General features: G+C 60.8%; 20 protein-coding genes. 14 read left to right on the top strand and 6 right to left on the bottom strand.

What is annotated here, in order from left to right; genetic code table 11:
• Window positions 1-9 precede the first annotated feature (9 nt).
• Entirely contained in the window at window positions 10-1,014 is a 1,005-nt protein-coding gene (locus PRZ03_RS15830) for a YihY/virulence factor BrkB family protein (RefSeq protein ID WP_273601237.1), read from the bottom strand.
• A gap of 385 nt (window positions 1,015-1,399) precedes the next feature.
• On the opposite strand from PRZ03_RS15830, the gene PRZ03_RS15825 reads away from it, so the two are divergent.
• Together PRZ03_RS15825 and PRZ03_RS15820 are read left to right on the top strand one after the other, a co-directional pair.
• On the top strand, window positions 1,400-2,569 hold the full coding sequence (locus PRZ03_RS15825; RefSeq protein ID WP_273601236.1) for an extracellular catalytic domain type 1 short-chain-length polyhydroxyalkanoate depolymerase: 1,170 nt from the start codon (window positions 1,400-1,402) through the stop codon (window positions 2,567-2,569).
• A gap of 403 nt (window positions 2,570-2,972) precedes the next feature.
• Window positions 2,973-4,109 carry a sensor histidine kinase gene (locus PRZ03_RS15820; protein ID WP_273601234.1) on the top strand — a complete coding sequence of 379 codons (1,137 nt, stop codon included), beginning with the start codon at window positions 2,973-2,975 and terminating at the stop codon, window positions 4,107-4,109.
• 3 nt (window positions 4,110-4,112) lie between these two features.
• Here the strand turns inward: PRZ03_RS15820 and PRZ03_RS15815 are convergent, their stop codons facing one another.
• The 3 genes from PRZ03_RS15815 to PRZ03_RS15805 form a co-directional block, all read right to left on the bottom strand.
• A complete protein-coding gene (locus PRZ03_RS15815; protein WP_273601233.1) occupies window positions 4,113-5,021 on the bottom strand; it encodes a GGDEF domain-containing protein in 909 nt (302 codons plus the stop codon).
• A 321-nt stretch (window positions 5,022-5,342) separates the two neighbouring features.
• Entirely contained in the window at window positions 5,343-5,849 is a 507-nt protein-coding gene (locus PRZ03_RS15810) for a DsbA family protein (protein WP_273601232.1), read from the bottom strand.
• Between the two features lie 38 nt (window positions 5,850-5,887).
• Complete coding sequence (locus PRZ03_RS15805; protein ID WP_273601245.1) at window positions 5,888-6,334, bottom strand: OsmC family protein; 447 nt, start codon at window positions 6,332-6,334, stop codon at window positions 5,888-5,890.
• A 351-nt stretch (window positions 6,335-6,685) separates the two neighbouring features.
• Between PRZ03_RS15805 and PRZ03_RS15800 the strand changes: the two genes are divergently transcribed.
• Together PRZ03_RS15800 and PRZ03_RS15795 are read left to right on the top strand one after the other, a co-directional pair.
• The gene (locus PRZ03_RS15800) at window positions 6,686-7,831 is read left to right on the top strand and encodes an alpha/beta fold hydrolase (RefSeq protein WP_273601231.1); all 1,146 of its coding nucleotides are present in this window, start codon (window positions 6,686-6,688) and stop codon (window positions 7,829-7,831) included.
• A gap of 215 nt (window positions 7,832-8,046) precedes the next feature.
• Window positions 8,047-8,370 (top strand): hypothetical protein, encoded by a 324-nt coding sequence (locus tag PRZ03_RS15795; protein WP_273601230.1) that lies wholly within the window; start codon window positions 8,047-8,049, stop codon window positions 8,368-8,370.
• An 89-nt stretch (window positions 8,371-8,459) separates the two neighbouring features.
• Here the strand turns inward: PRZ03_RS15795 and PRZ03_RS15790 are convergent, their stop codons facing one another.
• Together PRZ03_RS15790 and PRZ03_RS15785 are read right to left on the bottom strand one after the other, a co-directional pair.
• Window positions 8,460-9,203, bottom strand: a complete 744-nt coding sequence (locus PRZ03_RS15790) for an SGNH/GDSL hydrolase family protein (RefSeq protein ID WP_273601229.1) — start codon at window positions 9,201-9,203, stop codon at window positions 8,460-8,462.
• A gap of 384 nt (window positions 9,204-9,587) precedes the next feature.
• Entirely contained in the window at window positions 9,588-10,232 is a 645-nt protein-coding gene (locus PRZ03_RS15785; RefSeq protein WP_273601228.1) for a hypothetical protein, read from the bottom strand.
• Window positions 10,233-10,565: 333 nt separating this feature from the next.
• On the opposite strand from PRZ03_RS15785, the gene PRZ03_RS15780 reads away from it, so the two are divergent.
• From PRZ03_RS15780 to PRZ03_RS15735, 10 genes are all read left to right on the top strand, one after another.
• Window positions 10,566-11,093, top strand: a complete 528-nt coding sequence (locus tag PRZ03_RS15780) for a pyridoxamine 5'-phosphate oxidase family protein (RefSeq protein ID WP_273601227.1) — start codon at window positions 10,566-10,568, stop codon at window positions 11,091-11,093.
• Between the two features lie 107 nt (window positions 11,094-11,200).
• Entirely contained in the window at window positions 11,201-12,262 is a 1,062-nt protein-coding gene (locus tag PRZ03_RS15775) for a type III polyketide synthase (protein WP_273601226.1), read from the top strand.
• Window positions 12,259-13,014, top strand: coding sequence for a class I SAM-dependent methyltransferase (locus PRZ03_RS15770; RefSeq protein ID WP_273601225.1), 756 nt, complete (start codon window positions 12,259-12,261; stop codon window positions 13,012-13,014). Before PRZ03_RS15775 ends, PRZ03_RS15770 begins: the two co-directional genes overlap by 4 nt.
• Complete coding sequence (locus PRZ03_RS15765; protein WP_273601224.1) at window positions 13,014-14,327, top strand: NAD(P)/FAD-dependent oxidoreductase; 1,314 nt, start codon at window positions 13,014-13,016, stop codon at window positions 14,325-14,327. The genes PRZ03_RS15770 and PRZ03_RS15765 overlap by 1 nt, the downstream gene beginning before the upstream one ends.
• Window positions 14,324-14,611, top strand: coding sequence for an acyl carrier protein (locus PRZ03_RS15760; RefSeq protein ID WP_273601223.1), 288 nt, complete (start codon window positions 14,324-14,326; stop codon window positions 14,609-14,611). Before PRZ03_RS15765 ends, PRZ03_RS15760 begins: the two co-directional genes overlap by 4 nt.
• Complete coding sequence (locus PRZ03_RS15755; protein ID WP_273601222.1) at window positions 14,608-15,840, top strand: beta-ketoacyl-[acyl-carrier-protein] synthase family protein; 1,233 nt, start codon at window positions 14,608-14,610, stop codon at window positions 15,838-15,840. The genes PRZ03_RS15760 and PRZ03_RS15755 overlap by 4 nt, the downstream gene beginning before the upstream one ends.
• Window positions 15,841-16,300: 460 nt before the next feature.
• Entirely contained in the window at window positions 16,301-18,859 is a 2,559-nt protein-coding gene (locus PRZ03_RS15750) for a sensor domain-containing protein (protein WP_273601221.1), read from the top strand.
• Window positions 18,860-19,168: 309 nt separating this feature from the next.
• Complete coding sequence (locus PRZ03_RS15745; protein ID WP_273601220.1) at window positions 19,169-21,016, top strand: PAS domain-containing sensor histidine kinase; 1,848 nt, start codon at window positions 19,169-19,171, stop codon at window positions 21,014-21,016.
• A gap of 734 nt (window positions 21,017-21,750) precedes the next feature.
• Window positions 21,751-23,730 carry a hybrid sensor histidine kinase/response regulator gene (locus PRZ03_RS15740; RefSeq protein WP_273601219.1) on the top strand — a complete coding sequence of 660 codons (1,980 nt, stop codon included), beginning with the start codon at window positions 21,751-21,753 and terminating at the stop codon, window positions 23,728-23,730.
• Window positions 23,731-23,985: 255 nt separating this feature from the next.
• A complete protein-coding gene (locus tag PRZ03_RS15735; RefSeq protein ID WP_273601218.1) occupies window positions 23,986-24,783 on the top strand; it encodes a winged helix-turn-helix domain-containing protein in 798 nt (265 codons plus the stop codon).
• The last annotated feature ends 111 nt before the right edge of the window (window positions 24,784-24,894 follow it).

Below are 24,894 nucleotides of genomic sequence, written 5' to 3'. Positions count from 1 at the left end.
GATGATCAATCAGTGGGTTGAGGACGCTGAACCTGCGCGTAACAAGCCGCAGGAAGATGAGGCCAAGGGGCTGGTCGGCTGCCCCGAAGCTAGGCCAGGGCCGGCGCCTAGTGCGCCGCCGGTCTTGCTGGGCGGGGTCTGTACCGCAACCTGCCGGGCCGACACGTGGCGAAAGGAGCCAAAGCTGTGCGCATAGGCCCAGGTGAATTCGGCGCCGAACAGAAAGATCTGGGCCGAGTAGTAAACCCAAATCAAGAGCACGGCCAAGGAGCCGGCGGCGCCGAAAGCCGAGGCCACACCGCTTTTGCCGATGTAGAGGCCAATTACGAGCTTGCCGATGTTGAACAGCAGCGCCGTTACCCAAGCGCCTATCCACACATCGCGCCAAGCAATGCGTACGCGCGGCATGATTTTGTAGATCAACGCAAACATCGCCGCCACCAAGACATAGCTGATGACGAAGTTGACGAAACCGGCCAATACTGCCCAGCCGGCCAGCCGCGCCCCGCTCCAGGCACTGAAGGCCGCGATCGCCGCGCTCAGCAGCAGCGAGGTCGTCAGCAAAAATCCTATGCCCAGAATCATCCCGAAAGACAGCAGGCGCGAGCGCAGCAAACCCCAGAGACCTTGCGGCTTGTTGCGCTGCGGCGCGCGCCAGATGCGATCCAGCGCGTCCTGTAGCTCACCGAATACCGTGGTCGCACCCAGCAGCAGCAAGGCCCCACCGATCAGCGCAGCGGTCCAACTTTCGGCCGGCCGCGCGGCACTCTCCAACATCGCCTGCACAGCCAGCGCGCCGCTCTCGCCCATCAAGCCGCGCAGCTGCATCAGCACTTCGCCGCTGGCTGCCTCGCGCCCGAACACCAGGCCCGCCACCGAGATCGCGATCAGCAAGAGCGGTGCAATCGAGAACATCGTGTAGTAGGCCAAGGCGGCACCCATGCTCGGCGCGTAATCATCAATCCAAGCGCTACCAGCCTGCTTGCAAAGCCGCCAGAGTTGCGCCGGCCTCATCGCGAGGTGCCGCTGACCAGGGTGCCATACAAGGCTTGCCCGGCGCCGCTGCTGGGCCGCATCGAAGCCCGGTACGCTGAGCGCAGCGCGGCCCGGAGCCGAGCCGGCAACTTAGTCCATAGCGACCAGCGCGTTGCGCCTGTGCGCTGCGTTGCTTCTTGTTTTTTCTCGCCCATCTTGACCTCTGCTTGCTTGAACGGCAAAGGCTACCCGCGCGAGGGCTTCTGCTGCAGCAGCCAAGAAGCCGTTGCTTTGTCGGACAAGTCCTTCACAAGGCAGCGCCATCGGCCGGCTGCGGTCTTGGCTCTTGTCGGCGAGGATCGGGGATCTAGCTTGTCCGGCCCTAGACATGGGCCCGCCGCATCATCCCGAACAGGAACCCCGCATGAAAAACCTTTTCTCCGCAAAAGCGAAGGCCTTTAACGCCGACGCCGTCAATGCAACGATTGAGCGGGCGCTGACCCGTGCTGGCCTGAACACTGCCGTCGGCCCAATGCGACACGTCACCGAAACCATCCGGCGCGCCCTAGCCGCCGGGCGGACATCGGGCTCTCACTCTGCCGCTGCCGTTGACGTTGACGTTGACGTGACACTTGATCAAGTCAGGCTGCGCAAGCCCGCATTGAGCGAACAGGCGCTCAAGCCAGGCAGCTTCGAAACTCATCAATTCAGCAACGCGGCCGGCACCCGCGCTTACAAGATCTATAGCCCCAAGGCAGCGTCAGCGACTCCCCGCGCAATGGTCGTGATGCTGCATGGCTGCACGCAGACGGCCGACGATTTCGCGGCCGGCACTCAGATGAACCGCCTGGCCGATACGCACGGCTTTCTTGTCCTCTACCCCGAGCAGGCCGCGCAGGCGAATGCCTCCAAATGCTGGAATTGGTTCCAGCCCCAAGACCAGCTGCGAGGCGACGGCGAGCCTTCGCTGATCGCCGGCATCGCCCGCGAAGTGGCGGACAAGCATGGCGTCGACCCGCAGCGCATCTTTGTGGCCGGCCTGTCGGCCGGCGCTGCGATGGCGGTCGTGCTGGGCGAAACTTATCCGGAGTTGTTTGCCGGCGTTGGCGCTCACTCGGGCCTGCCTTACGGCAGCGCGCACGACATCCCGTCGGCTTTGCTGGCCATGAAGGGGGGGCGCAGCGGCATCGCTGGCCTGCGCGTTTTTGGCCAGACGTCCGTAAGCCAGGGCCGCAGCGCCACGCAGGCCGTGCCTACCATCGTGTTCCACGGCGATAGAGACCATACCGTGCAGCAGTCCAATAGCAACCTGATCGTCCAGCAAGCCCGCGACGCGTATGGCTTGGAGCCAAGCCAGGATGCCTTGCATGTCGGCACCCGTTTCGGCGTTGCAGAAGGCGGGCGCCGCTTCAGCCGGGAGATCCACACCGACGCCCTTGGGCAAGCTCGAATTGAAAGTTGGACTCTGCACGGTGGCGGCCACGCTTGGTCGGGAGGCCATGCGAGTGGCTCCTACACCGACGCCGCTGGCCCCGATGCTTCGGCGGAAATGGTGCGATTCTTCTTGGATCTAGCCCCTGCCGGATCAGCATGAGCCGTGTTTACCCCGAGAGGGTTCGGCGAGTCGATCCCAAGCGACACAGGTCGATTGGCCCGCGCAAGCCTACCGGCGCCAAAGCGCGGTGCGAAGCGGACTTTCTGGATATGAGCGGCAGCGCCGTCGGACAGGGATGCCAAGCTCGTTTCCGCCCTCAAACGTCGCACTTGGCAGGAAGCCAATGGGCGCAAATGCGGCCTACCTTGTCGACGAGTACAGCCGTCAAATTGGAGGCGCATCATGACGCATTGCCTGGTGAACGAATCGGCGAACGGCCGCCATGCTACCGTCCAGCGCTTCGCAGACCTCCATGCTCGACCCGCCGCGATCTACGCGCCGAGCAGGCGCCCCTTCCGCAAAGTCAGCTGTGTTGCGGCCGACAAACGATGAGACATATCAAATGACAGTAGGTAGTCTGCAGCTGCTGGCCAATCTGGTCAGAGAGAACGGCGATGTACTTTTGCTGACTTGGCGAACGCAGGTCAGGAGTCTCCCTTCGGCAAGTCATCTAGACACACCGACGCTCAACGACCACATCCCGGATTTACTCAAAGAGTTGGCAGAAGCGCTCGAGACCAATCCCCGACAGACGATCCCCGAGGCGCTGGCCGAAGCCAGCCCCGCGGCCCACGGGCTGCAGCGGCTGAAGGATGCATTCGATATCGAGGAGGTGGTGGCAGAGTACAACATCATGCGTGGATGCATCCACGATCTGGCGACCGAGCACGATATAACGCTTCAAGGCAGGCCGTTCCACGTGATCAATCGCATCTTCGACAATGCGATCGGCCAAGCAGTGCAGACGTATGCCGCCCAGCAAGCACTCGAGGTGAAGGAGCGCAGGGAGGAGTACCTCTCCTTCGTTGCGCATGATCTGCGTACGCCGCTGTTTGCGATCTCGCTCACGGGTCGCTCGCTCGAGAAGAGTCTTTCCGGGCAAGTCCTGGGCCCTGATTCCCAACGGGTCTTGCAATCGCTGCGCCGCAACGTGCAGCAGCTCCAGGACTTGATTGGCAGAGTGCTCGAAGAGAACACGCATCTGCTCGAGGTCATCGGCGTCAAGGTCGAACGGCGCAGATTCGACCTGTGGCCGCTGGTGGAGTCCCTGCTCGACGATCTTGAGACGATCGCGGCCCAATCAGCTACGAAGCTAGTCAATCGGGTACCCGTCGACTTGGTCGTGTTTGCAGACGCCAGATTGCTCAGGAGAGCGTTTCAAAATCTGATCGGCAATGCGATCCAGTTCTCGCCGGGTGGCGAAGTGATTGTCGGCGCGCAGGCCGCGGCGGGCCATGGAATCGTCGAGTGCTGGGTCAGCGACAACGGCCAAGGCATTGCCGCCGAAATGATCGAGAAAGTCTTCGACAAGGGCGAATCCGGCGGCGAGGCCGGCGCCGGGTCGGGCCTTGGCCTGGGCTTGGCCATAGTCAAGACCTTCATTGAAGCGCACGACGGCAGCATTACTTTGCACAGTGTCCTGGGCGAGGGCTCCAAGTTCTACTTCACCTTACCCGTGCAAGCGAGGCCGGACGCGTGATGCTCAGCCAGGCGATTTCGACGGGTTGATCGAGGCCACCGGTGCCTCGAAAAATACGCAGGTGCCGGGCAACGATTTCGCTCGGTACATCGCCGCGTCGGCATTGGCGATCAAGATATCGCCGCTCTGGCCATCATGCGGGTATAGCGCAATGCCGATGCTTGGTGTGATGACCAACTGCAGATCACCATGGCTGATTGGGGCAGCGATCGCAGCCTGTACCAGGCCTGCGATACGTGCAACATCGTCGCGACTTATCGGATTAATCAGCAAGTACAGGAATTCGTCACCGCCGTTGCGGCAGACCGTGTCCTCGTCGCGCGCTTGACTCAGCAGACGTTGCGCGACCACCGTCAGCACTGAATCACCTGCTGCATGGCCATGGCTGTCGTTGATCAGCTTGAATCGGTCGAGGTCCAGAAACATCACCGCCAGCATCCAGCCGTGGCGGTCGGCACCAGCGATGGCCTGAGCCAGGCGGTCGTCGAACAAGGTGCGGTTGGGTAAGCTTGTCTTCTGGTCATGCATGGCAAGGGTGCTTGCTGCACGTTCGGCATGGCGTGACGCGGCCAGCGCAGCTTCGGATTCAGCCAGGGCTTCGCGTGAGAGGATCAACGCCTGCTCGACATCCTTAACCTCAGCAAGGCCGTCGGCCAGGGTGTCCGCCACCTCCTGCAGATCGTCGGCGCAATCCTGTACCTTCGTACCGATGGCTTTGGTGTTCCGCAGAACTTGGTCGGCCGGCAGCATCTTCTCCCCCCGTGCGATGCGCGCTTTGGCGAGATCACTGGCTACAGCTAAGTCGTCGGCACAGTCCTCCACCTTGACCTTGACGTCTTGGCTTTTATCGAGCGCCGCCTCCAATGCGTTCAATGTGTCTGGCGGCATGGGTGCCTTGGGCTGCAGTGTCATTTTTTACACGTCATTTGTACGCCGCGAGTGTGGGCGCCTTTTACCGGGGCGTCTGTAGGACGAGGCGACGTTACTGACCGCCTCATCCGTGGCGGAACGGGGCGATGCTGACCATCAACCTTAGTAAGCTCGGCATGCACGAGAAGTTCCGCATCGGCATGCAGCACGCCTTTAGCCCGGGCCTACAGATGCGAGGCTACCGCGTCAACGACGCGGTCAGCAGGCTTGGCGGCGTCAGCGTGCTCTCTGTGAGCCTGGTTTTCCCGAGCGGACGAACGCAATGGCGCTGGGCGCTGGGCGGTATTGCAAGGTGCTCGGATTTCAGGCCATCTTCAACGCGGCCCGCACGGCCTCGTCCAGCTTCTCGAAGCCGATCGAGACATCCACAGCCTTGCCGTTCAGAAAGAAGGCAGGGGTGGCGCGCAAGCCGCACCGTTCGCCGGCCCGGCGATGTATCTGAATGCGTTGCGTGTAGATGCGATCGCCCATCTCGGCGTTGAAACGGTTCATGTCCAGTCCGAGGGACTGCGCATAGCCCACCAATGCCGCTGGCTTGAGATGATGGGCCTGGGCAAACAGTAGGTGGTGCATCGGCCAAAACTGGCCTTGCGCCGCGGCCGCCTCGGCCGCCTCTGCTGCCAATTCCGCGTTCGGATGAACTTCCACCAAGGGGAAGTGCCGGAAAACAATGCGCAGTCGGCCGCGGTGCGTGTCGACGAGGTGCTGCATCAGCGGCTCGGCCTGGATGCAGGCCGGGCACTCGTAATCTCCGTATTCCAGCAGCGTCAGCTTCGCGTGCGCGTCGCCCAGCACATGGTCGGCCGCCACCAGTGCGGCCTCGAGAATATCGACGACCGCAGCGTCGCTTATGGGGCCGCCGATTCGAGCGTGGCCTGCAGGCTGATCTCGGCGACGGACGCAAGCGCCTTGGACAACGGACATTCGCGCTTGGCGGCCAGGGCGATCTCCTGGAAACTGGCTTCGTCGATGCCTGGCACGGCGGCCTTCAACGTGAGCGCGATCCGGTCGATCACGAAACCTTCGCCCTCCTTCGTCAGTCGGACGAGAGCTTGCGTGTCGACTTTGCTGGTCGCAAAGCCGGCCTTATCGCAGGCAAAGGAGAAGGCCATCGTGAAACAGGCCGCATGGGCGGCGGCAAGAATCTCCTCGGGGTTCGTGCCCCGGCGATCGTCTTCGAAACGGCTGGCAAAGCCGTAAGGGTAGCGCTCGAGGGCACCGGTTTCGGTGCTGATTTGACCCTGGCCCTTCTTGCCCGGGCCTTCCCAATGGACGTTGGCGGTCTTCTCGATCATGGCGTGACCTTTCATGTGATTGGGTGAAGTGGACCGGATCAAATACCCAGCCCCAGGTCGACTGTCGATGCCCCTGGCACGCATTGCCATCGGACGGGGGCTGGTGTTGCCCGGCGGGATGTCCTACGGGCCTTCCGTCCGCGCTGCAGCGATGGTGCTTGACTACACCATGCTGACAACGCTGATGAAGCGCCTTTACGTCCGGCGCGCGTTCGCGCCTACGGCGCTTTGCTAGCTTTAGGCGATCGTGCGGCGCCGCACATACAGCTTCGATCTGACAGATCTAAGCTGCAGTAACAGTTTGAGACGCGACCTCGCGCCCATCCCCTATACCTTTACGGGCTGAAAGATATGCAACCACTTGAAGCACTGCCATCCGATACCTCACCTGTAGATGAAGATTTGGCCGAGCAGGCGCGCCCAGGGCACGGCGTTCCGTCGCAGGATCCGGATCCTGAGGCGCAGATATCGCTCACTGTTCAGGAAGCCGAACGTGAGGGCAAGTCGGTGTTCGTGGGCGGCGGCATGGTGGCTGGTGCTGCGACCGGAGCCGCCATTGGCGTGGCGGTGGCTGGCCCGGTGGGGGTATTGGTCGGAGCTTCACTCGGAGCTGTTGCCGGTGCGGTAGGCGGCTCAGTTGCTGGAACCGTGGCGACTACGAACGATTCAAGCAGCGCGGGTGCCGTGCACTTAGACTCAGTGCACCTGCACATCGAGGACAGCGGTGGTGCCGGTCGAGCAGTAGTGCTGATTCATGGTTGGCCGCTATCTGCCCAAGCGTGGGAACCACAGGTTTCAGTCCTTCGTGCCGCCGGCTATCGGGTGGTGGCCTATGACCGCCGGGGCTTTGGTCGCTCGGAAAAGCCGGAATTCGGCTACGACTATGACACGCTGTCCGACGATCTGCAGCGCGTCTTGGACGCGTGCGCCTTGCAGGACGTGACCTTGGTCGGCTTTTCGATGGGCGGGGGCGAAGTGGCGCGCTACATCGCGAGGCACGGCGAATCCCGCCTGCGTAGCGTGGTTTTTGCGGCTGCCGTTCCGCCTTATCTGGCAAAGACAGCGGACAACCCTGATGGCCCTCTTACGCCTGAAAAGGCACTCCAGATGAAGAAGGCGCTGGAGGAGGACCGAGCGTCCTTCTTTGACATGTTCACCAAAGACTTTTTTTCTGCCAATGGTGCGTTGCAGGTTTCCGAGGCCCAGCGTAGCGAAGCTGTCGCCCTGTGCAAGTTGTCGGCGCAGCATGCTGCCTTGGCCTGCATGGATTCGTTCAGCACCACGGACTTCCGGGAAGACCTGAAGAAGGTGTCAGTCCCCACGCTGGTGATCCACGGCGACACGGATGCAATCGTGCCGTTCAACGGCTCAGGTATGCGCACCCACAGGGCGGTGCCGCACAGTCAGCTGATCATGGTGAAAGGTGCGCCGCATGGCTTGAACGCATCGCACACGCAGGCGTTCAACGATGCGCTGATTTCGTTTCTGCGGAGCTGAACTTTCTGGCGCGGTTTGAATTCATGCGACTTGCTAGAGAGATTCGCGGCCGCATGCAAACAAGCTTAGCGTACGCCGCTGGTTCGCCGTATCGCGTGCATCAGAAGTGCCTTTTTGCCCTGACAAGTACAACGCAAGGAGCCGACCCAATGAAGAGCAATCACGATCGCTGCGAGGGCGCCACAGGCGCTCACCAATCTTTCACTAACGCCGGTATGGATTCTGGATCAGAGGTCGGACCTATCGTCGCCGGCGCCGCAGCCAGAGCGGTGGCAGCCGTCGATCCGTCTCGGGAAGACGCCTACTGGCGCGAGAACTATGCCAACAGCAGCTATGTGCAGCAGGGTTCAAACTTCGATGATTACGGGCCGGCCTACGGCTTCGGAGTGCAAGCTTTCGGCCGCTACCCAGGCCAGAGCTTTGACGAAGCAGAACCTTCATTGGCCGGCGAATGGCCCGACAGCCGGGGTGCGTCCAAGTTGAGTTGGGATCAAGCTAGACACGCTGTACGCGCTGCCTGGCATCGCCTGTCCACATGATCAAAGCAGCAGTCTTTGCCCTATAGAAGAACCGGCATTGATTCGAACGAGCTATAGCGGGTGGCCAGTCCGCATGCGCGGTGCGATGTTCAGCGAACACGGGCAGCGGCTGCGCCAAGCCGCTGCGACAGCGCGGCTTGGGCCATCAGTTCGCCAAACCACACCCGGTAGCCAGCGTCGCTGGGATGCAGGCCATCGGCGGCGTTCAGCTCTTGCCGTTGCACGAACGGATCGTCGATTGGCTCGCGAAACAGGTTCACGATCACCGCGCCATGGCGCGACGCCGCTGCCTTAGCGAAGGCCTGCAGCCGACGCGAACGCCATGTCATCAGCCAGGACAATGGAGCAGAGAAGAACGGGGCATTGCCGACATTGCCTGCCGGCATGAGCACCACCAAATCAGCTTGTTGACGGGCGCGCCGCATCACGCGTTCAAGGTCGTTTTCCAAAGCATCCAGTCCGCGCATTCGGATCACGTCGTTGCCGCCGGCCATCACCAACACCATGTCGAACCGCTCTTCGCCTTCGAGCTGTAGCAGCAGCTGCGAAAACTTGGCACCGTCTCGTGCGCGGTTTTCAATCTGCAAGCAGGGAAACTGTTGCGCGAGCAAGCCTGCCACGCTGGCCTGTGGTGCCATCGCGCCGGTGCCCACAGCTGTACTGTCACCGACGATGAGCAAGCGCAGGGAGGGCTGCACGAGTGTTCGCTGCAGTGCTTTGCTCCGACGCGCCAGTTCGATAAATTCATGCAGGCGCCAACCGGTTTTGGCGCATAGCAAAAGGCCGAGTGTCACCGCGATGCAAAGAATAACTGCTATTTTGAACGGCTTCATGGATTCAGCCGTGAGCCCCATCTGGCCATGTGTCAAAGAGGCTCCATCTGCCAGCAGTCAACTCCGTAGCCTGGCTGGGTCTCATCGTTGCACCGTCCAATATGAGGTCCGCAGCCAACACCGCCCAGCGCCACCGATGACCGACAGGGAGTTGAAGTCCAAGAAATCAGGAACCGCGCAACCAATTTGACTCATGGATGTTTCCAGTTGTTGAGTCGGCCGACCAATGGCGCGATTTGGAGAATGATTCAAGCTGTGGCGGTGAGCGTCTGTGCGTTGGCGATCATGCGCACCGCTGTCAGCGCCAGTCCTCACCCGCTGTCATGCCGATTGACCGCGTGGAATTCGTGTTCAAAGGGCCAACCCGGTGTGATGGGCTAGTGCCTATTTTTTGGCAATGCGCTTGTCCATGCGCTTGTTCATGCGCTCCGGGAAGCAGCGACCCTTGAAGAGCTCAATGACCTCTTCAAGGCTTAGATATCTGCCGCCCAGGCCTTCCTTCCCCATAACCTTCAACAGCACCGGCCACTCTCCAAGCATCAATGCTCGATCAACTAAGCGCCTACGTCCTACCGCGCGGGCGAAGTTGGCATCCATGTAAGCGCGCAGTTCTGACAAGCCAAGGCCCAGTTCCGTCACGCCACCGTCGCTCAGCTTTTCCTCGGCAAAGCTCTTAGGTCTTTCCACTTGTTTCGCATTGATGGTTCCATCGGTGTTGAGTAGTCTTGAGCCCGCGCCTTTTTTGTCGAGTGGCCCATTGCGCAGAGCATTCAGCCGCAAGCCGCGCCAATGGGTATCGAACAGCGAAAGTGGCCCCAAGCCATTTCCGGTCCATTCCACGGCGTAAATTGCCCCGCGAGGCAACACCGGCTGCCCGTCGCCGGTGCGCGCCATGGCGGCCACGACAGTCGCGACTTTTGCCAATGGCTCGCGCTTATCGCTTAGCTCTCCCATCGACACGAGTGCGCGCAGAAACGGACAGGGATTGTTTGCTGACACAGGGTGCGGCATATCTGAATCTTTGATCACATTCGCTCCAGAGATCACGTTGTTTGTTGCTTTTTGCCAGACTTGTTGGCTGCGTACCTGCCGCTGCCTTGCAACATCAAATTGGTTTGATCGAGCGATGCTTCCAGCAACAACAAATCATCACCGCCGGTCTAAAGGGGGCCGTGCCAGTTCAGTCCCAATCGTGAACTCGGTGACCAGCTTCGTCCGTGCGCTAGCGAACACCAGTGAGGGATGTGCGCTAGCGCACAGACCATGCAAAGCCATGGCCTCAAGGTTCAGAAACGGGGGAGGAAGCCCGCACGTCCTCACCCTTGCACAGCACCAGTCCGAATTGCCACACGAGGTTCAATGATGAAAAAAGTAGTCCAGCCAAATGCCGATCTCGCCCATATTGCGAAGCTGATCGAAGACATTCCGATTGCCATGCTCGCCACGGTCGAAGCTGACGGCGCACTGGCCTGCCGGCCCATGGCGGTATTGGAAATGGACGGCAGTGGTGCCCTCTGGTTCTTCACCGATTTGCGGTCTTCCAAACTCGAGCACTTGCGTGTCGCCAATCTCAGCTTTACCGATCGAGCACAGGGCATCTATGTGTCGCTATCGGGCCGAGGCGAGATTGACACCGACCGGGCACATATCGGGCGCCTGTGGAGTGCATTTGCCAAACCTTGGTTCCCTGATGGCCCGGACTCCGCCAACTTGGCGCTGCTGAGATTTATCCCCGATGCTGCCGACTACTGGGACGCGCCGAGCAACAAGATGGTGCGTGCCTTTGCGGTCATTGCGTCGGTGGTGGCGGGCAAGCCCATCGCGATGGGTGAACACGGCTCGCACACCGGTTTGTCGTCACCTGCCTCGGTGAGCGGACTCAAGTCATGAAGAAGACGCGTCATGAGATCAAGCCAGAGCCGGCAGCGAGTAGCCGGGCCCAGGTCTTGGCCGAAGCGCACCCCGAACGTGAGGCCGGCATGCCGGCACTCTGAGACATGCACATCGCCGGGCTAGGTACCGCCCATCCACCCATCCGCTACACCAAGGCCGAGTGTCTCGCCGCGTTCGAGAGCTCGGCATGGTTCGCGCGCCTGGACACGCGTGCCCACTTGATTGCGAGAACCGTGCTGCAGCGCGACAACGGCATCGAGGCACGCCGCTTGGCGGTCACAAGCCTGGACGAGGTCTTCACGATCGACCCCAACACACTGGCAAGGCGTTTCCTGACAAACGCGCCGGCGCTGGCCTCGCAAGCCGGCGAGCGCGCATTGAGCCAGGCCGGGCTGCGCGCGACGCAGATCGATGCCGTGGTGGTCAGTACTTGCACGGGATATCTGTGCCCTGGTTTGTCGGGCTATGTTGCCGAACGTCTCGGCTTGCGCTGCGACGTTCAAGCTTTCGACTTGGTGGGACAGGGCTGCGCTGCCGCACTCCCAAACCTGATGCTGGGCCAGGCCCTGCTGGCCAGCGGCGCCTGCGAGCATGTGCTGTCTATCTGCGTCGAAGTCAGCAGCGCCGCGATGTACCTCGACAACGACCCGGGGGTGCTGATCAGTGCCTGCTTGTTTGGCGATGGTGCCGGCGCTGCGGTGCTCACGCGTCAGGCCAGTGCTTCGGGGCGACGCATCAAATGGACGGACAGCACCTCCCTTGTCGAGCCAAGCGAGCGGCATGCATTGATGTTCGAGCAACGCGACGGCATGTTGCGCAATATCCTGAGCCGCGCTGTCCCTGGCTTGGCGGCTGACTACGCACAGCGCGTGCTGCACACCGTGCTCGGCAGGGCCGGACTGAATCCTGGCGACGTGGGCACCTGGATCATGCATGCCGGTGGTCGCGATGTGCTCCAGGCGCTGGAGAAACGGCTTGATTTGCAGCCCAGCGATCTGCGCTACAGCGCTGCCATGCTGCGTGAATATGGCAATATGTCCAGCGCCTTTGTCTACTTTGTACTCGAAGCCGCGCTGGCCGATGGTGCAGCGCCCGGCTGGTGGTGGCTGTCATCCTTTGGCGCCGGCTTCAGTTGCCACGGTGCGCTGCTGGAGGTGCAGGGATGATGGCCAGGCGCGTGGCGCCAGAGACCTTGGATCAGCTCGCGCCAGCCGATCCTGCCGCCATACGCTCGCGACGCGATCTCCTACGCGTGCACCGCGCTATGGGCACGCGCGCCATCTTGGCACGGGGCTGGCAGGACTTGGTATCTGGCGGCGTTGCTCGCCTGCCGCTCAGGATTCTGGAGCTCGGCGCGGGCGACGGCCGCTTGCTGCTCGGCGTCGCGCGCGAGCTCGCACCGCATTGGCCTTGCGTGCATTTGACCTTGTTGGACCAGCAGGACATCGTCAGTCCAGCAACGCTGGCGGCCTATGCAGCTCTGGGCTGGACTGTCCAAGTACAGCGTGACGATGTGCTGGCTTGGGCGGCGCGGCCCGACGAGGCGCGGCCCGACGAAGGGCTGCTGGGCGCTGGCTTGCAACGCTGGGACTTGATCAGCACGGCCTTGTTCCTGCATCATTTTGAGGGCGACCCGCTTGACCGGCTGCTCGCTGCAGTCGCATCGCGCAGCGATCGCTTCTTCGCTTATGAGCCGAGACGGTCGTCCATGGCCTTGTTAGGGAGTCATCTCGTCGGCGTGCTCGGCGCGAATGCCGTGACTCGTGAAGATGCCGTGTTGAGCGTGCAGGCCGGCTTTCGTGGCGAGGAGATCAGCGCCATATGGCCGAGGGGCACAACCAGCGCCTGGAACACGCGCGAGTTCGCCGCCGGTATGTTCAGCCATTGTTTCAGTGCCCGTCGAGCAGGCATCGAGTGATGCAGACAAACTTGCCCAACTGCTTTGATGCCCTCATCGTCGGCGCGGGGCCGGCGGGCTCTGCGGTCGCCATTCAATTGGCGCGCGCCGGCTGGTCCGTGGCCTTGATCGAAAGTCAGTGCTTTCCGCGCCGCAAGGTGTGCGGCGAATGTGTCGCGGCCAGCAATCTGCCTTTGTTAGAAGCGCTGGGTATTGGGGACACCTTCAATTTTCTTGCAGGGCCGGACCTGCGCAGCGTGAGGCTACTGCGCGGCGGCCGGGCGGCGGAGGCCGAGCTTCCGGCTGCTGATCATGCGCGATATCCCTGGGGCCGTGGGCTCGGCCGGGAGGCGCTGGACATTTTGCTGTTGGAGCAGGCACGAGCCGCCGGCGCCTTTGTGTTTCAGCCCTGCACCGCGCAAGCGATTCTGGGAGGCCCCGGCAGCTGGCATTGCGAGCTTCGCCAAATGGCGCCCGCGGCGCTATTGCGACTACGCGCCAAAGTGGTGGTCGACGCCCACGGGTCGTGGGAACACCTGCCGTCGGACAGGCCCAAGCACCGGCAGACGCGCGGCAGCGGCGACTTGCTGGCCTTCAAGGCCAACTTCTCAGGCTCCAATCTCGCCGACGGTCAGATCAGCGTCTTGGCCCTGGACGGTGGCTATGGCGGCATGGTGATGGCCGACCGGCAAACGATGACACTGGCCTGCTGCATACGGCGCGACCGGCTCTGCGAGTTGCGCAGCCATGCGCCTGGCCTGAGCGCGAGCGAAGCCGTCGAGGCCTGGCTGAAGCGCGAGTGTGCTGGCGTGCGAGCGGCCTTGCAAAGCGCACAGCGCATGGGCCCGTGGCTGGCGTCTGGTCCCCTTGATCCCGGTGTGCGTGTCAATGCCGCAGACGGGATCTTCAGGGTCGGCAATGCCGCCGGCGAGGCGCATCCAATCTTGGGTGAAGGCATGAGCATGGCCTTGCAGTCGGCTGCGCTGCTGTGTTCTCACCTGCTGGGCCGCTGCGGCACTTCTGCGGTGCCCGACGCGCCCGCCCAAGCCGACTTGCAGCGCCGTTACGCGGCCTCTTGGCGCCACCACTTTGCGCCGCGCCTGCGTTTGGCAGCAGTTTTCGCTCATCTCGCCATGCGGCCACGCCAGGCGGCAGCGCTGTTGAAACTGGTTCAAGTCTGGCCCCGAATTCTCACCCTGGGTGCGCGCTGGGGCGGCAAGGTCCGCACACCCGAGTTTGCGGGCTCTATGGCAATTGCGCGGGCCTGGCATCCCATTCCGGGCTCGGCGGCACAGCGGACTTCATTGACTCGCCCACAAGAGGAATCGACATGAAAACGACCTTCGAGCGCCTGAGTGCCATCTTGATCAAAGACTACAAGCTGCAGCCCGATCGCCTGACACTCGACGCCCCGCTGGAGAGCCTGGGCATCGACTCGCTGGGGACGGTCGAACTGATGTGGAACATCGAAGACGTGTTTCAGATCAAGCTGCCGAGCGATCCTGTCGACCTTCCGACATTGGGCGATGTGGTTCGCTACGTCGATGAACTGATCGTCAGTCAAGGCCTCGTAGTGGCTCACGCACCGCCCGGGGAACCCGCGCTGCGCGCTCTATGAGGCGGGTTGCGGTCACCGGCATTGGCGTCGTGTCGCCGCTGGGAAATAGCGCGATGGAGGTGCTGGCCAATGCGCGCGCCGGGCATTCCGGCGTCCGCCAGCTTGCGATCCCGTTTGCGAGCCGGCTGTCCACACCCATCGCTGCAGTTGCAAACTTCAACGAGCGGCTTGATTTCGAGCCGGGCAAAGCGCGCATGCTCGACCGCTTCAGCCTCTTCGCCTTGTTCGCCGCGAACCAGGCCATGCAAGCATCGAACAATGCTTTGGCAGGCTTTGATAGCGAGCGCGCAGGCGTCTTTGTCGGTACCGGCATGGGCGGCACGCTCTCGATGGACGAGGGCTACCAGACCCTCTATGGCGAGCAGTCCGATCGCATCAAGCCCTTCACCATTTTGATGGGCATGCACAACGCGGCCGCAGCCTGGATCGGCATCGAGTATGGTCTGCGAGGTCCCAATATGACGTACTCGACCGCATGCTCGTCGTCGGCGGTAGCCATTGGCGAGGCCTGGATGCGGGTGGCCTGCGGGCAACTCGATATCGCGATCGCCGGTGGCGCTGAAGCGCCCTTGTCGCCGGGTTCTTTGAAGGCCTGGGAAGCCTTGCATACCGTGGCCACCCTGGATGCACTCGACCCGGCAGCGTCATGTCGGCCATTTTCGAAAAACCGCAGCGGCATGGTCTTGGGCGAAGGTGCGGCCATGTTGGTGCTCGAGCCCTGGGACCGGGCGAAGGCGCGCGGGGCAGACATCGTTGGCGAAATTCTGGGCTACGGGCAGTCCAACGACGCCAGTCACATCACGCGCCCAAGCGTCGAAGGGCAGGTGGCCGCGATCAATGCCGCTTTGCGCGCAGCCGGCGTCGATCGGCAAGAGGTCGATGCCATCAACGCGCATGGCACCGGTACACAGGCCAACGACCGAACCGAGACGGCCGCAATCAGAAGCGTCTTCGGCGCGCGCGCAGATCAAATCCCCATCAGCGCCACCAAAGCCATCCATGGCCACTTGTTGGGCGCGGCCGGAGCGCTTGAGTGTGTGCTGTCATTGCTGGCCATGAAACATCAGGTCGCGCTGCCAACCATGCACTTGCAGATGCCTGACCCTGAATGCGATTTGGACTATGTCGCCAATGTCGCTCGCGAGGGCTCGGCCGCCCGGCTCATGTTGTCCAACTCATTTGCATTCGGCGGGACGAACGCCGTGCTGGTGCTTCGCTCCGCGGGATGAGCATTCGGCCGTTCGGGTTGTAGGACCTGAGGCCAAGCACCTGATCGAAAGCCTGTCCTCCTTCGGTGCGTCAATCCGGCCCCGCACGCCGCGCCAGCCGGCCTTGGTGCGGCCAATCCCGAGCAGTTCAGGCAAGCCAGAACTTGCTACGGCCATCTGGGCGGGGAATTGGCGGTGCGGCTGCTGAAAGCAATGCTGGACGCCGGTTGGCTGCAAAGCAGTGGGCAAGTGGTCGACGGCAACAGTTGTTGGCAAAGGTCCATGCTTGGGACGTTTGCGGGGGATTTCAGCGTCACGGCCTGTTGGTATGCGCCCAGAATGAGGCTTGTCAAGCAAGCTAAAGCCATGTTGTACTCGGCATTCAGCGGCTCTCCACCAGTAGGGCAAGGTGGTGAGGGTTTTTGGTGAGGCGGAGGTGCCCATGAATCCAGCCAAGGTTCCAGACGTTGCAGCGACATCAGTGCCTGCAAGCTCAGGCATAGACATGGGTTTTGCAGACTTTATGCAAGACGTGGTCGCTCAATTTGATCCGCAGTTTCGGCATCTCTATGTCAATAGATCTATCGAGCGCATCACCGGCCGCGCTGCGGCTCAATTTATCGGGCGCTCCAACAAGGAGCTGGGTATGCCCGGCGAGCAGGTTGCACTTTGGGAAGCTTCTCTAAGCGAGGTTTTCAAAACTGGGTTGCCGTCAACCATACAGTTCACGTACGCCGGGCCTGAGGGCAAGCATTTGATGCAAACCCGCCTCACGCCAGAGCTGAGTTCCGACGGACGCGTCTGTTCGGTCGTGACAGTGGCGCGCGACTTGACCAATTTGGTCCAGCATGTACTCCACGCACCGCAACTTACCACTCTGGTAGACCAAACAGAGAGCAAGTACAGCACCGCCAGTTGCCTTGGCTTAGCGCCGAAATGCCCAACTGGACCGGCATTTGACCCCGAACTGGACCCGCGCACCGCCTTGGCGCTCTATGAGGCTATCGTCCAGTCCTCAGATGACGCCATCATCAGCAAAACCTTGGACGGCATCGTCACCAGTTGGAATGGCGGTGCTGAGGCCATATTTGGCTACAGCGCCGAGGAGATGCTGGGGCAGCCAATGTTGGTGCTGTTTCCCTTGGACCGCAAAGACGAAGAACGCTTCATTCTGGAATTGCTGCTTGCGGGCGAAAAGGTAGACCACTTCGAGACCGTGCGCCAACGCAAGGATGGCAGCCTGGTACATGTTTCGGTGTCGATATCGCCCATTCGTGACGCGCAGCAACGCATCATCGGGGCGTCCAAAATCGCGCGCGATATCAGCAAAAAAAAGCTTGCCGAAGCACGGTTACGCTTGACCGCTAACGTGTTCACCTATACCAGCGAGGGGATTGTTATCGCCAGTCCCGCCGGTGTGCTGCTGGATGTGAATGAGGCTTTTACGCGCATCACCGGCTATACCCGCCAAGCCGTGCTGGGCCAAAATTACCGGCAACTATGCGGCAACAGCGAAGACACCGACAAAAGTGGAACCATGTGGCAGTCCTTGTGGCAGACCGGCCATTGTCAGGGAGAGGTCTGGAGTCGGCGTCACGATGGTACTGATTTTGCTGCACTGTTGACGGTCAGCGCCATTGCGGATTCGTCCGGTCAAATTCAAAGTTATGTAGCTTTGTTTGCAGACATCACACCGCTGCGCCTACAGACCGAAAAGCTGGAGCATTTCGCCCATTACGACGCAATGACGGGTCTTCCAAATCGGCTGTTGTTGTCAGACCGTTTGCAACAAGCAATGGCCAATAGCGCCCGCCATGACCAAACCTTGGCCGTCTTGTATTTGGATTTGGATGGCTTCAAAGTCATCAATGACAAGCATGGTCACGCCGTGGGCGATCAGCTCTTGATCACCCTCTCCCAACGTATGAAGTCGCACCTCCGCGAGGTCGACACCTTGGCGCGGATTGGTGGCGATGAGTTTGTGCTGGTGCTTGTCGACGTGCATGGGCTTGCCGAACTCAACGCCTTGATCGAACGGATTTTGAAAGCTTGCTCCGAACCCATCGTCTTCGGGGAGCATTTGTTGCAGGTGTCGGCCAGCATCGGCGTAACCCTCTATCCGCAGGATGATGTGGAGGCCGATCAATTGATGCGTCATGCCGATCGCGCCATGTATGAGGCTAAGCAAAACGGCAGGAATCGGTATCAACTTTTTGACGCAGCTCAGGACGCCGAGTTCAAACACCGCGGAGAGGGTCTGCAGCGCCTGCAAGTCGCGCTGGAGCGCTCTGAATTCGAGCTCCATTTCCAGCCCAAGGTCAACTTACGAAACGGCCGCGTGACAGGCGCCGAGGCCTTGATACGCTGGCGGCACCCTCAGCACGGACTACTGGCGCCGGCCACCTTTTTGCCGCTGCTGGAAGGGCATGTGCTGGGCCTGCGGCTAGGCGAATGGGTGATTGGAGAGGCCTTGCATCAGATCGAAGCTTGGTTGGATCAAGGTCTGCGCCTAGCCGTTAGTGTCAACGTGAGCGCTTGGCAGTTCCAGCAACAGGATTTTGTCGCTCAGCTGGCTCAGATGCTGCTTCGGCATCCGCGCATCGGCACAGGTCAACTGGAGCTGGAAATTCTCGAAACGAGCTCGCTGGAAAATTTGCAAGTCGCGTCCCAAATGATGCGGGAATGCCGGCAGCTAGGTGTGCACTTTGCAATCGATGACTTCGGCACCGGCTATTCCTCGCTCACCTATCTGAAGAACCTGCCCGCCGAAACGCTGAAAATAGATCAGAGTTTTGTGCGCGATATGTTGAACGACCATGAAGCGCAGGCCATCGTGCAAGGCATTATTGGCTTGGCAGCTGCTTTCAAGCGGCAGGTGATCGCCGAAGGCGTGGAAACCCAAAACCATGGCGAACGACTGCTCGCGCTGGGTTGCGAGCTGGCACAGGGTTACGGCATTGCCCGCCCCATGCCGGCTGAGCAAATGCTGTCTTGGGTGCAGGCATGGGAGGCATCTGGTCGACGTATGCCCGCTGACTGAGTTAACCAAAAGAAAGCGCGCCGCTGCGCTTTACTTGAGACTCACTGCAAGCGAAGTCCGGCGTACTTCAGGAGACCCTCGGCCAGCATCGCTGGTTTCATTTGATGCGGGCGAGCGCCGATTGACGCCACTCCCCTGATTCGCTTAGCCTCGCAAGACGAATGGCGGCCAAATTGATCGATGGCAGATGGCCATCGTACTGAAGTAGACCATATGTGTCGTCTGGGATTGAATCCAGATCATTCGCACGAATAACAGTGCTTGGTTTTATTGTTGCTAAGTTCCATCAACAAATTGGCAAGCGGAAACATGGATACAGATAGCAATGATGTCCAAACCGCAGGTGCTGTGGGTTCGCAGAAAACTGTTCATAAGTTTCGGCAGCTAGCAGATTGGGCGCCTGTTTCGTTGGCCTTGTTTGACCTCGATATGCGCTATCTTGAACTAACACAAGGGTGGCGTGACGACTGTCAACTTGGCGACCGCAATGTTATTGGGTTGTCGCATTACGAAGTCTTCCCTGACCTCCCTGCGCGATGGAAAGATGTTCATCGACGTTGCCTTGCAGGGGCGACCGAACGGAGTGAGTCCGATATCTTTTTGCGACCAGATGGCACTTTGGGGTGGATTCGGTGGGAGGTTAAGCCGTGGCGTGATGACTCCAGCAATATTGGCGGTATCGTGATGTGGACCGAGGACATCACAGTGCGCAAGCAGATGGAAGACACCTTGCACGCCAACAAGGAACGGCTGAAATTCTTGCTGTCTTCCAGTCCGGCGATTATCTATACATGCGAGGTAGAACCGCCTTATGCGGCAACCTACATCAGTGAGAACATCATCGATTTGATGGGGTTTCAGCCTGAACAGTTCACGGATGCCCCTAACTTCTGGGCCGCCCATATTCATCCAGAAGATAGTCAGCTGGTCTTCGATCAGCTGGGTGAACTTTTTGCTCATGGCCATCATGCTCAGGAATACCGGTTCCAAATGGCAGACGGCACATATCACTGGGTTTATGACCGGGCCAAGGTCGTTTATTCAAACGATGGAAAACCCGATCAACTGATTGGTTACTGGGCCGATATCAACGAAAAGAAGCTCGCCGAAGCTGAACTTCGCAGAAGCGAAGCGAGTCATCGCGAACTCTTTGATTCGAATCCCCACCCGATGTGGGTATTCGATCGCGATACGCTTGCGTTTATAGCGGTCAATGACGCGGCCATCTGCCACTATGGCTACAGCCGCGATGAATTTTTGGCGATGACGATCAAGGATATCCGCCCCCCGGAAGACCTTCCGCGCTTACTGGATAACCTCGCCCTTGAATGGGATGGAATCGACGAAGCCGGACTCTGGAACCACTGCACCAAGGATGGCCGGGTGATCACGGTCGAAATCGTATCCCACGCTCTGAAGTTTGCTGGACGCAACGCCGAACTGGTGCTTGCCCATGACGTCACCAAACGCAATCAAGCCGAAATTGGCTTGCAAACCGCGCTACGGGAAAAAACCGCTCTGCTGCTAGAAGTGCACCACCGGGTTAAAAACAACCTGCAAGTCATCACCAGTCTGCTGCGCTTGGAAGGTTTTCGCTGCACCGATGACCCCACGAAAGCGGTGCTGCAAGATATGCAACAACGTGTGCGCTCAATGGCCTTGCTGCATGAAATCATTTATCGCAAAGGGACCTTTGCCGCAGTGGACCTGGGTAGCTACCTTGGTCAGATCGCGGGGGAATCCTTGAAATCGCTGCACGCCGGCCGAGGGACGGTGCAACTCCGGCTGGATTTGGGGTTGCTGAAAGTGGGCCTGGATCAGGCCACACCGGCAGGCCTGCTGGTAAGCGAGTTGGTGTCCAACAGTCTCAAGCATGCTTTTCCGGATGAGCGTAGCGGTGAGATCACCATCAGCTTGCATCCACTGGACTTATCCGATCACTGGCGCTTGGCGGTAATCGACAACGGTATCGGGTTGCCCGCAGATTTTGAAACCAGGCGCGAAAGCTCTTTGGGCCTACAACTAGTTGCTGACCTGGCCAGTCAGATGGGCGGCAAGCTCCAAGTTGGCCATGGGCCGCAAGCAGCATTTACTATCGATTTCATAGCCTTGGAACCGAAAGCTTTGGTAATTAATTTGAATGGAGATTTGCCTTGAACTCCGCAGGCAGCTGGTTGTTAATGACGAGTAAACGTCACCCGTGAGTTGGCGGATCAGGAGCAATGGGCACTGAGTGGCCACGCAGTCAGTGCCTTCCAAAGGCCCCGGCCTGCGACAGGCCGACAGTTCGAACAAGCGCCGCATAGCTGACGTTTGGTTCACCGACCAATTTTGTCAACGGTGGCTTACTGGCGATGATGCGGCCTTACGCTCCCGGCCAGCTCCTGACTTTCGCGGCCGAGAGCCGAAATCACGCTGCTGGCCCCATAGCAGTCTTTGCTCCCCAAGTATTGGCAGCTTCGAAGTCGGAGAGTCGCAAAATTTTTGAGCTGAGCGCGTTCTTCTCAGGTCCGACACTTCTCAAAATCCCGGCGCTTAAAGGTGGGGGCGACTACCTGACTTCGACAACCGTCGCATCTTTTGAACGATAGAGCAGTGAATTTAAACGACCCACTTTTGGCTCGCTCCCAGTGAGCCCGCGGCTTCCTCGTGAATGACCCGCTCGGTCCGCCGAGCCCAACCATCCGCCCGACAGACCTTACGTATGTTCGTTACCGCGCAGAAGCATTCGGTGAGTCCGGGTAACGTGGAAACTGGAATGTAGTCGCCTCGCGCAGTCCCCTTTTGTTTCAGCTGCGTATACCTGCGCCGCGCAGAGGCCCGCGGCGCCACCGGAAAGTGCTTATGAATCCTCTGCAAACTAGGCCGCCCATCGCGAGGAGATCGGCTGCATGAGCGCCAGTGGCGCTAGAGCCGAAATCGCAGATGTCCTTTCCCTGCGGGAGCCTCCTGAAGGCACAGCTTGGCTGCTTATCGCTGTGGCATTGGTCCTGGTTGGTCTGGTCAGCCTGGCCCTCGCGCTGGCGGTCAGGATGTTCCCAGGCCGCGCTGAGGAACTTCAGGGTTCTGAGGCCTACAGCCTCGCTCTCATCGCGGTGGGGCTCTCGGTTGGCTGCACGGTTTGGCGACGCCGGCAGCGCGATGCCCTCGCAAGCGCGGTGAAAGCGCAGAGCCTGAACCTCCTCCATGCCGTGATGTCGCAAACCAATCGCCTCATTCTCAGGCGTCCTAACCCCATCGAGCTGCTGGAGGGCGTTTGCGAGGTCTGCGTCAAGGCGGGCAATATGGACCTCGCCGTCGTCGACATGTTCGACGTCAGAGAGGTCCATCGCGCCAGCTCGCGCGTCGTTGCAACATCACCGCAACTTTTGCTCGATGGCGCGCGCCTGCAGACGCTGATGACTACGCTGGTGGCGCACAAGGGCCTATGCGTCGTCGTCGACGACGCCGCGAAGGACGAGCGCTTGCGCGAGTCGAACTCATGGTGTCTGGCTCATGGGCTGAGCTCTTTGGCGGCCGTCCCGCTGCGACGAGGCGGTGCGCTGGTCGGTATTCTTTTCCTGTGCTCCAGGACCCGGTCGTTCTTCGGAGGCAAGGTGACGCCGCTGTTGTCCGAACTCGGCGCCGACATTTCCTTTGCGCTCGACAATGCGGACCGCGAGCGGGAACGGCAGTCGGCCGTACTGGCCGACCGCGCGCGTCTTGCCGCCGAAGACGCCAACCGTGCGAAGACCGAGTTTCTCGGGCAGATGAGCCACGAACTTCGGACGCCCCTCAATGCCATGCTGGGCTTCGCGCAGTTGCTGGCCACCGACAAGGAGCAAGTCCTTTCGGCCACGCAGGCCGAGCGAGTGCGCCTGATTACGCACGCCGGATGGCATCTGCTGGGCCTGGTCAACGATGTCATGGATATCTCCCGCATCGAGTCCAGGCGCTTCGAGGTCACCAACGTTTGCAGCGACATCTCCGGCGTTCTCGACGAGGCGCTAGCGCTCACCCAGTCGCTGGCCAGGGCCAACAAGGTCGAGTTGTCTGAACAGGCGCCGTCCAGGTTTGGTATCGGCGCCGTCGTGGACCCGCGCCGCTTGCTGCAGGTTTTGATCAACCTCTTGAGCAACGCCTGCAAGTACAACCGGCCCGGCGGTCAGGTGCGCGTCGACGTGACCCACGCCGGAGCCGAAGTCTTCCTTGATGTCGTCGACGACGGTGTCGGCATGACTGCAGAGCAGCTCTCGCACTTGTTCGAACCGTTCAACAGGCTGGGTAATGAAGGCCATGCGATCGAAGGATCGGGCATCGGCCTTAGCCTTGCCCGCAGTCTTGTCGAATTGATGAAGGGACGGCTGGACATCGAGAGCAGTCCCGCGTCGGGCACACGCGCAAGGCTGGTCCTGCCGTCTTGCGCCATCCCGCTCAAGCGCGCTCTCGACGACCCTGGAGCCCAGGCGAAAGTGGAGCGGGACGCAAAGGTCATCCTCTACATCGAGGACGACCCGGTCAATCGCATCCTGGTCGAGCAGATGCTCTTGCGCTGTGAAGGGGTCAGACTGCTCCAGGCGGAGACTGGCGAGGACGGCATCGCCATGGCGCGACAGAACACGCCGGACCTCGTACTGCTGGATATGCATCTGCCGGACATGTCCGGATTCCAGGTGCTTGACGCGCTTCGCTCGGACGCGCGCACTAAGGCGCTGCCTGTGGTCGCGGTCTCGGCAAATGCCATGGAGGTGGATGTGGCCCGGGCCTTTGACCTCGGCGTGGTGGCCTACTGGACCAAGCCACTGGCGCTTGATGCGTTCTTGGCCGGCGTGGCAAGCTTGCTCGGCGTGTCGGCCCCAGCCAGCAAGGCACACGCGGATTGCCAGCTGTAGGCTGACCAACTTGGCAGCGACTTTTCTTTACCCGCCCAGCGCTCCAATGCCGTGTGCAATTCGAAGTTGGGCGCATTTATGCCACAACACTTTTTCGCCCCGACCAGCTTAACCCCATGGTGCTGCCGCTCAGCCAGCAGTTGCTGGCGGCTTGATGAGCAAGACGGCGTAAGACGGGAACTACGGTGACCCGGCCTATCGGCCGGTTCCGGCGGCGGCTTGGCGGCGTGACACTGGGTTCATCCCGGAGCGACGATGAAACCGAACGACATGCGATCTCTGCCACCCGCAGCGCGCCAGGCCCGGCGCATGCAGGTCGTCGCCCTGCGTGCCGCGGGGAGCAGTTATCGTGATATCGCAGCGCAGACGGGATTGAGCCGTACCGGCGTTTTCGACATCTGCAAACGCGTCGATGCCATCGGGGCGCCGGCCCTGGACGATGCGCCCAAGGGCCGCCAGACCGGCCACGGGGGAATGCTGGATGCGGCCCAATGCGGAGTCGTCCGGGCCTTGATTTTCGGGCAAACACCCGACCGACTGGCGCTGCCCTATCCCTTGTGGACCAAGGCGGCCGTGATCCAGTTGATCGGCACGCGCTTCGGCATCCGCATGTCGGATCGAACCGTCGCCCTGTACCTGGCCCGTTGGGGCTTGCGGCCGCCCAAGCCCATGGCCAAGGCCTCTCTGCGCTCGGGCGTCAAATCTCGTCAGTGGCTACAGGCCACCTACCCAGGCATTGCCGCCCGTGCCCGCATCGAGGACGCGGAGATCAACTGGGTAGACGAAGGCGAGTTGGGATTGAGCGGCAGCCTCCTGTCGGTCTTCTCGACCGTCAACAACAGGGGCCAGATGCACTGGGCGTCCTATGCCGGGGCGCTAGACGCGCACAAGCTCATTGCCTTGCTGCGGCGGCGCATCCAGGTATCGACAAGAAAGATCATCCTGATCCTCAACCCCTTGTGCGTCCACCGCGCGGACCGTGTCGTGGCCTGGCTGGTCGAGCATGAAGACGCGATCGAGGTCGTCCATCTCCCTGCCATGGTTCAAGTTTGACCGTACCGCCTCCGCAAGGCGCAGTCACCCTTTTTGCTTGATCGGACACCGGGCTTCGCAGGTTCAATGTGCACCACTGACCTGCCCAGAACGCAGATCCCCTGCATGCCT

The sequence above is a fragment of the Roseateles albus genome (assembly GCF_028595345.1).
Taxonomy (GTDB): domain Bacteria; phylum Pseudomonadota; class Gammaproteobacteria; order Burkholderiales; family Burkholderiaceae_C; genus Paucibacter_A; species Paucibacter_A albus.
This window is presented reverse-complemented; position numbering and strand designations above follow the sequence as displayed.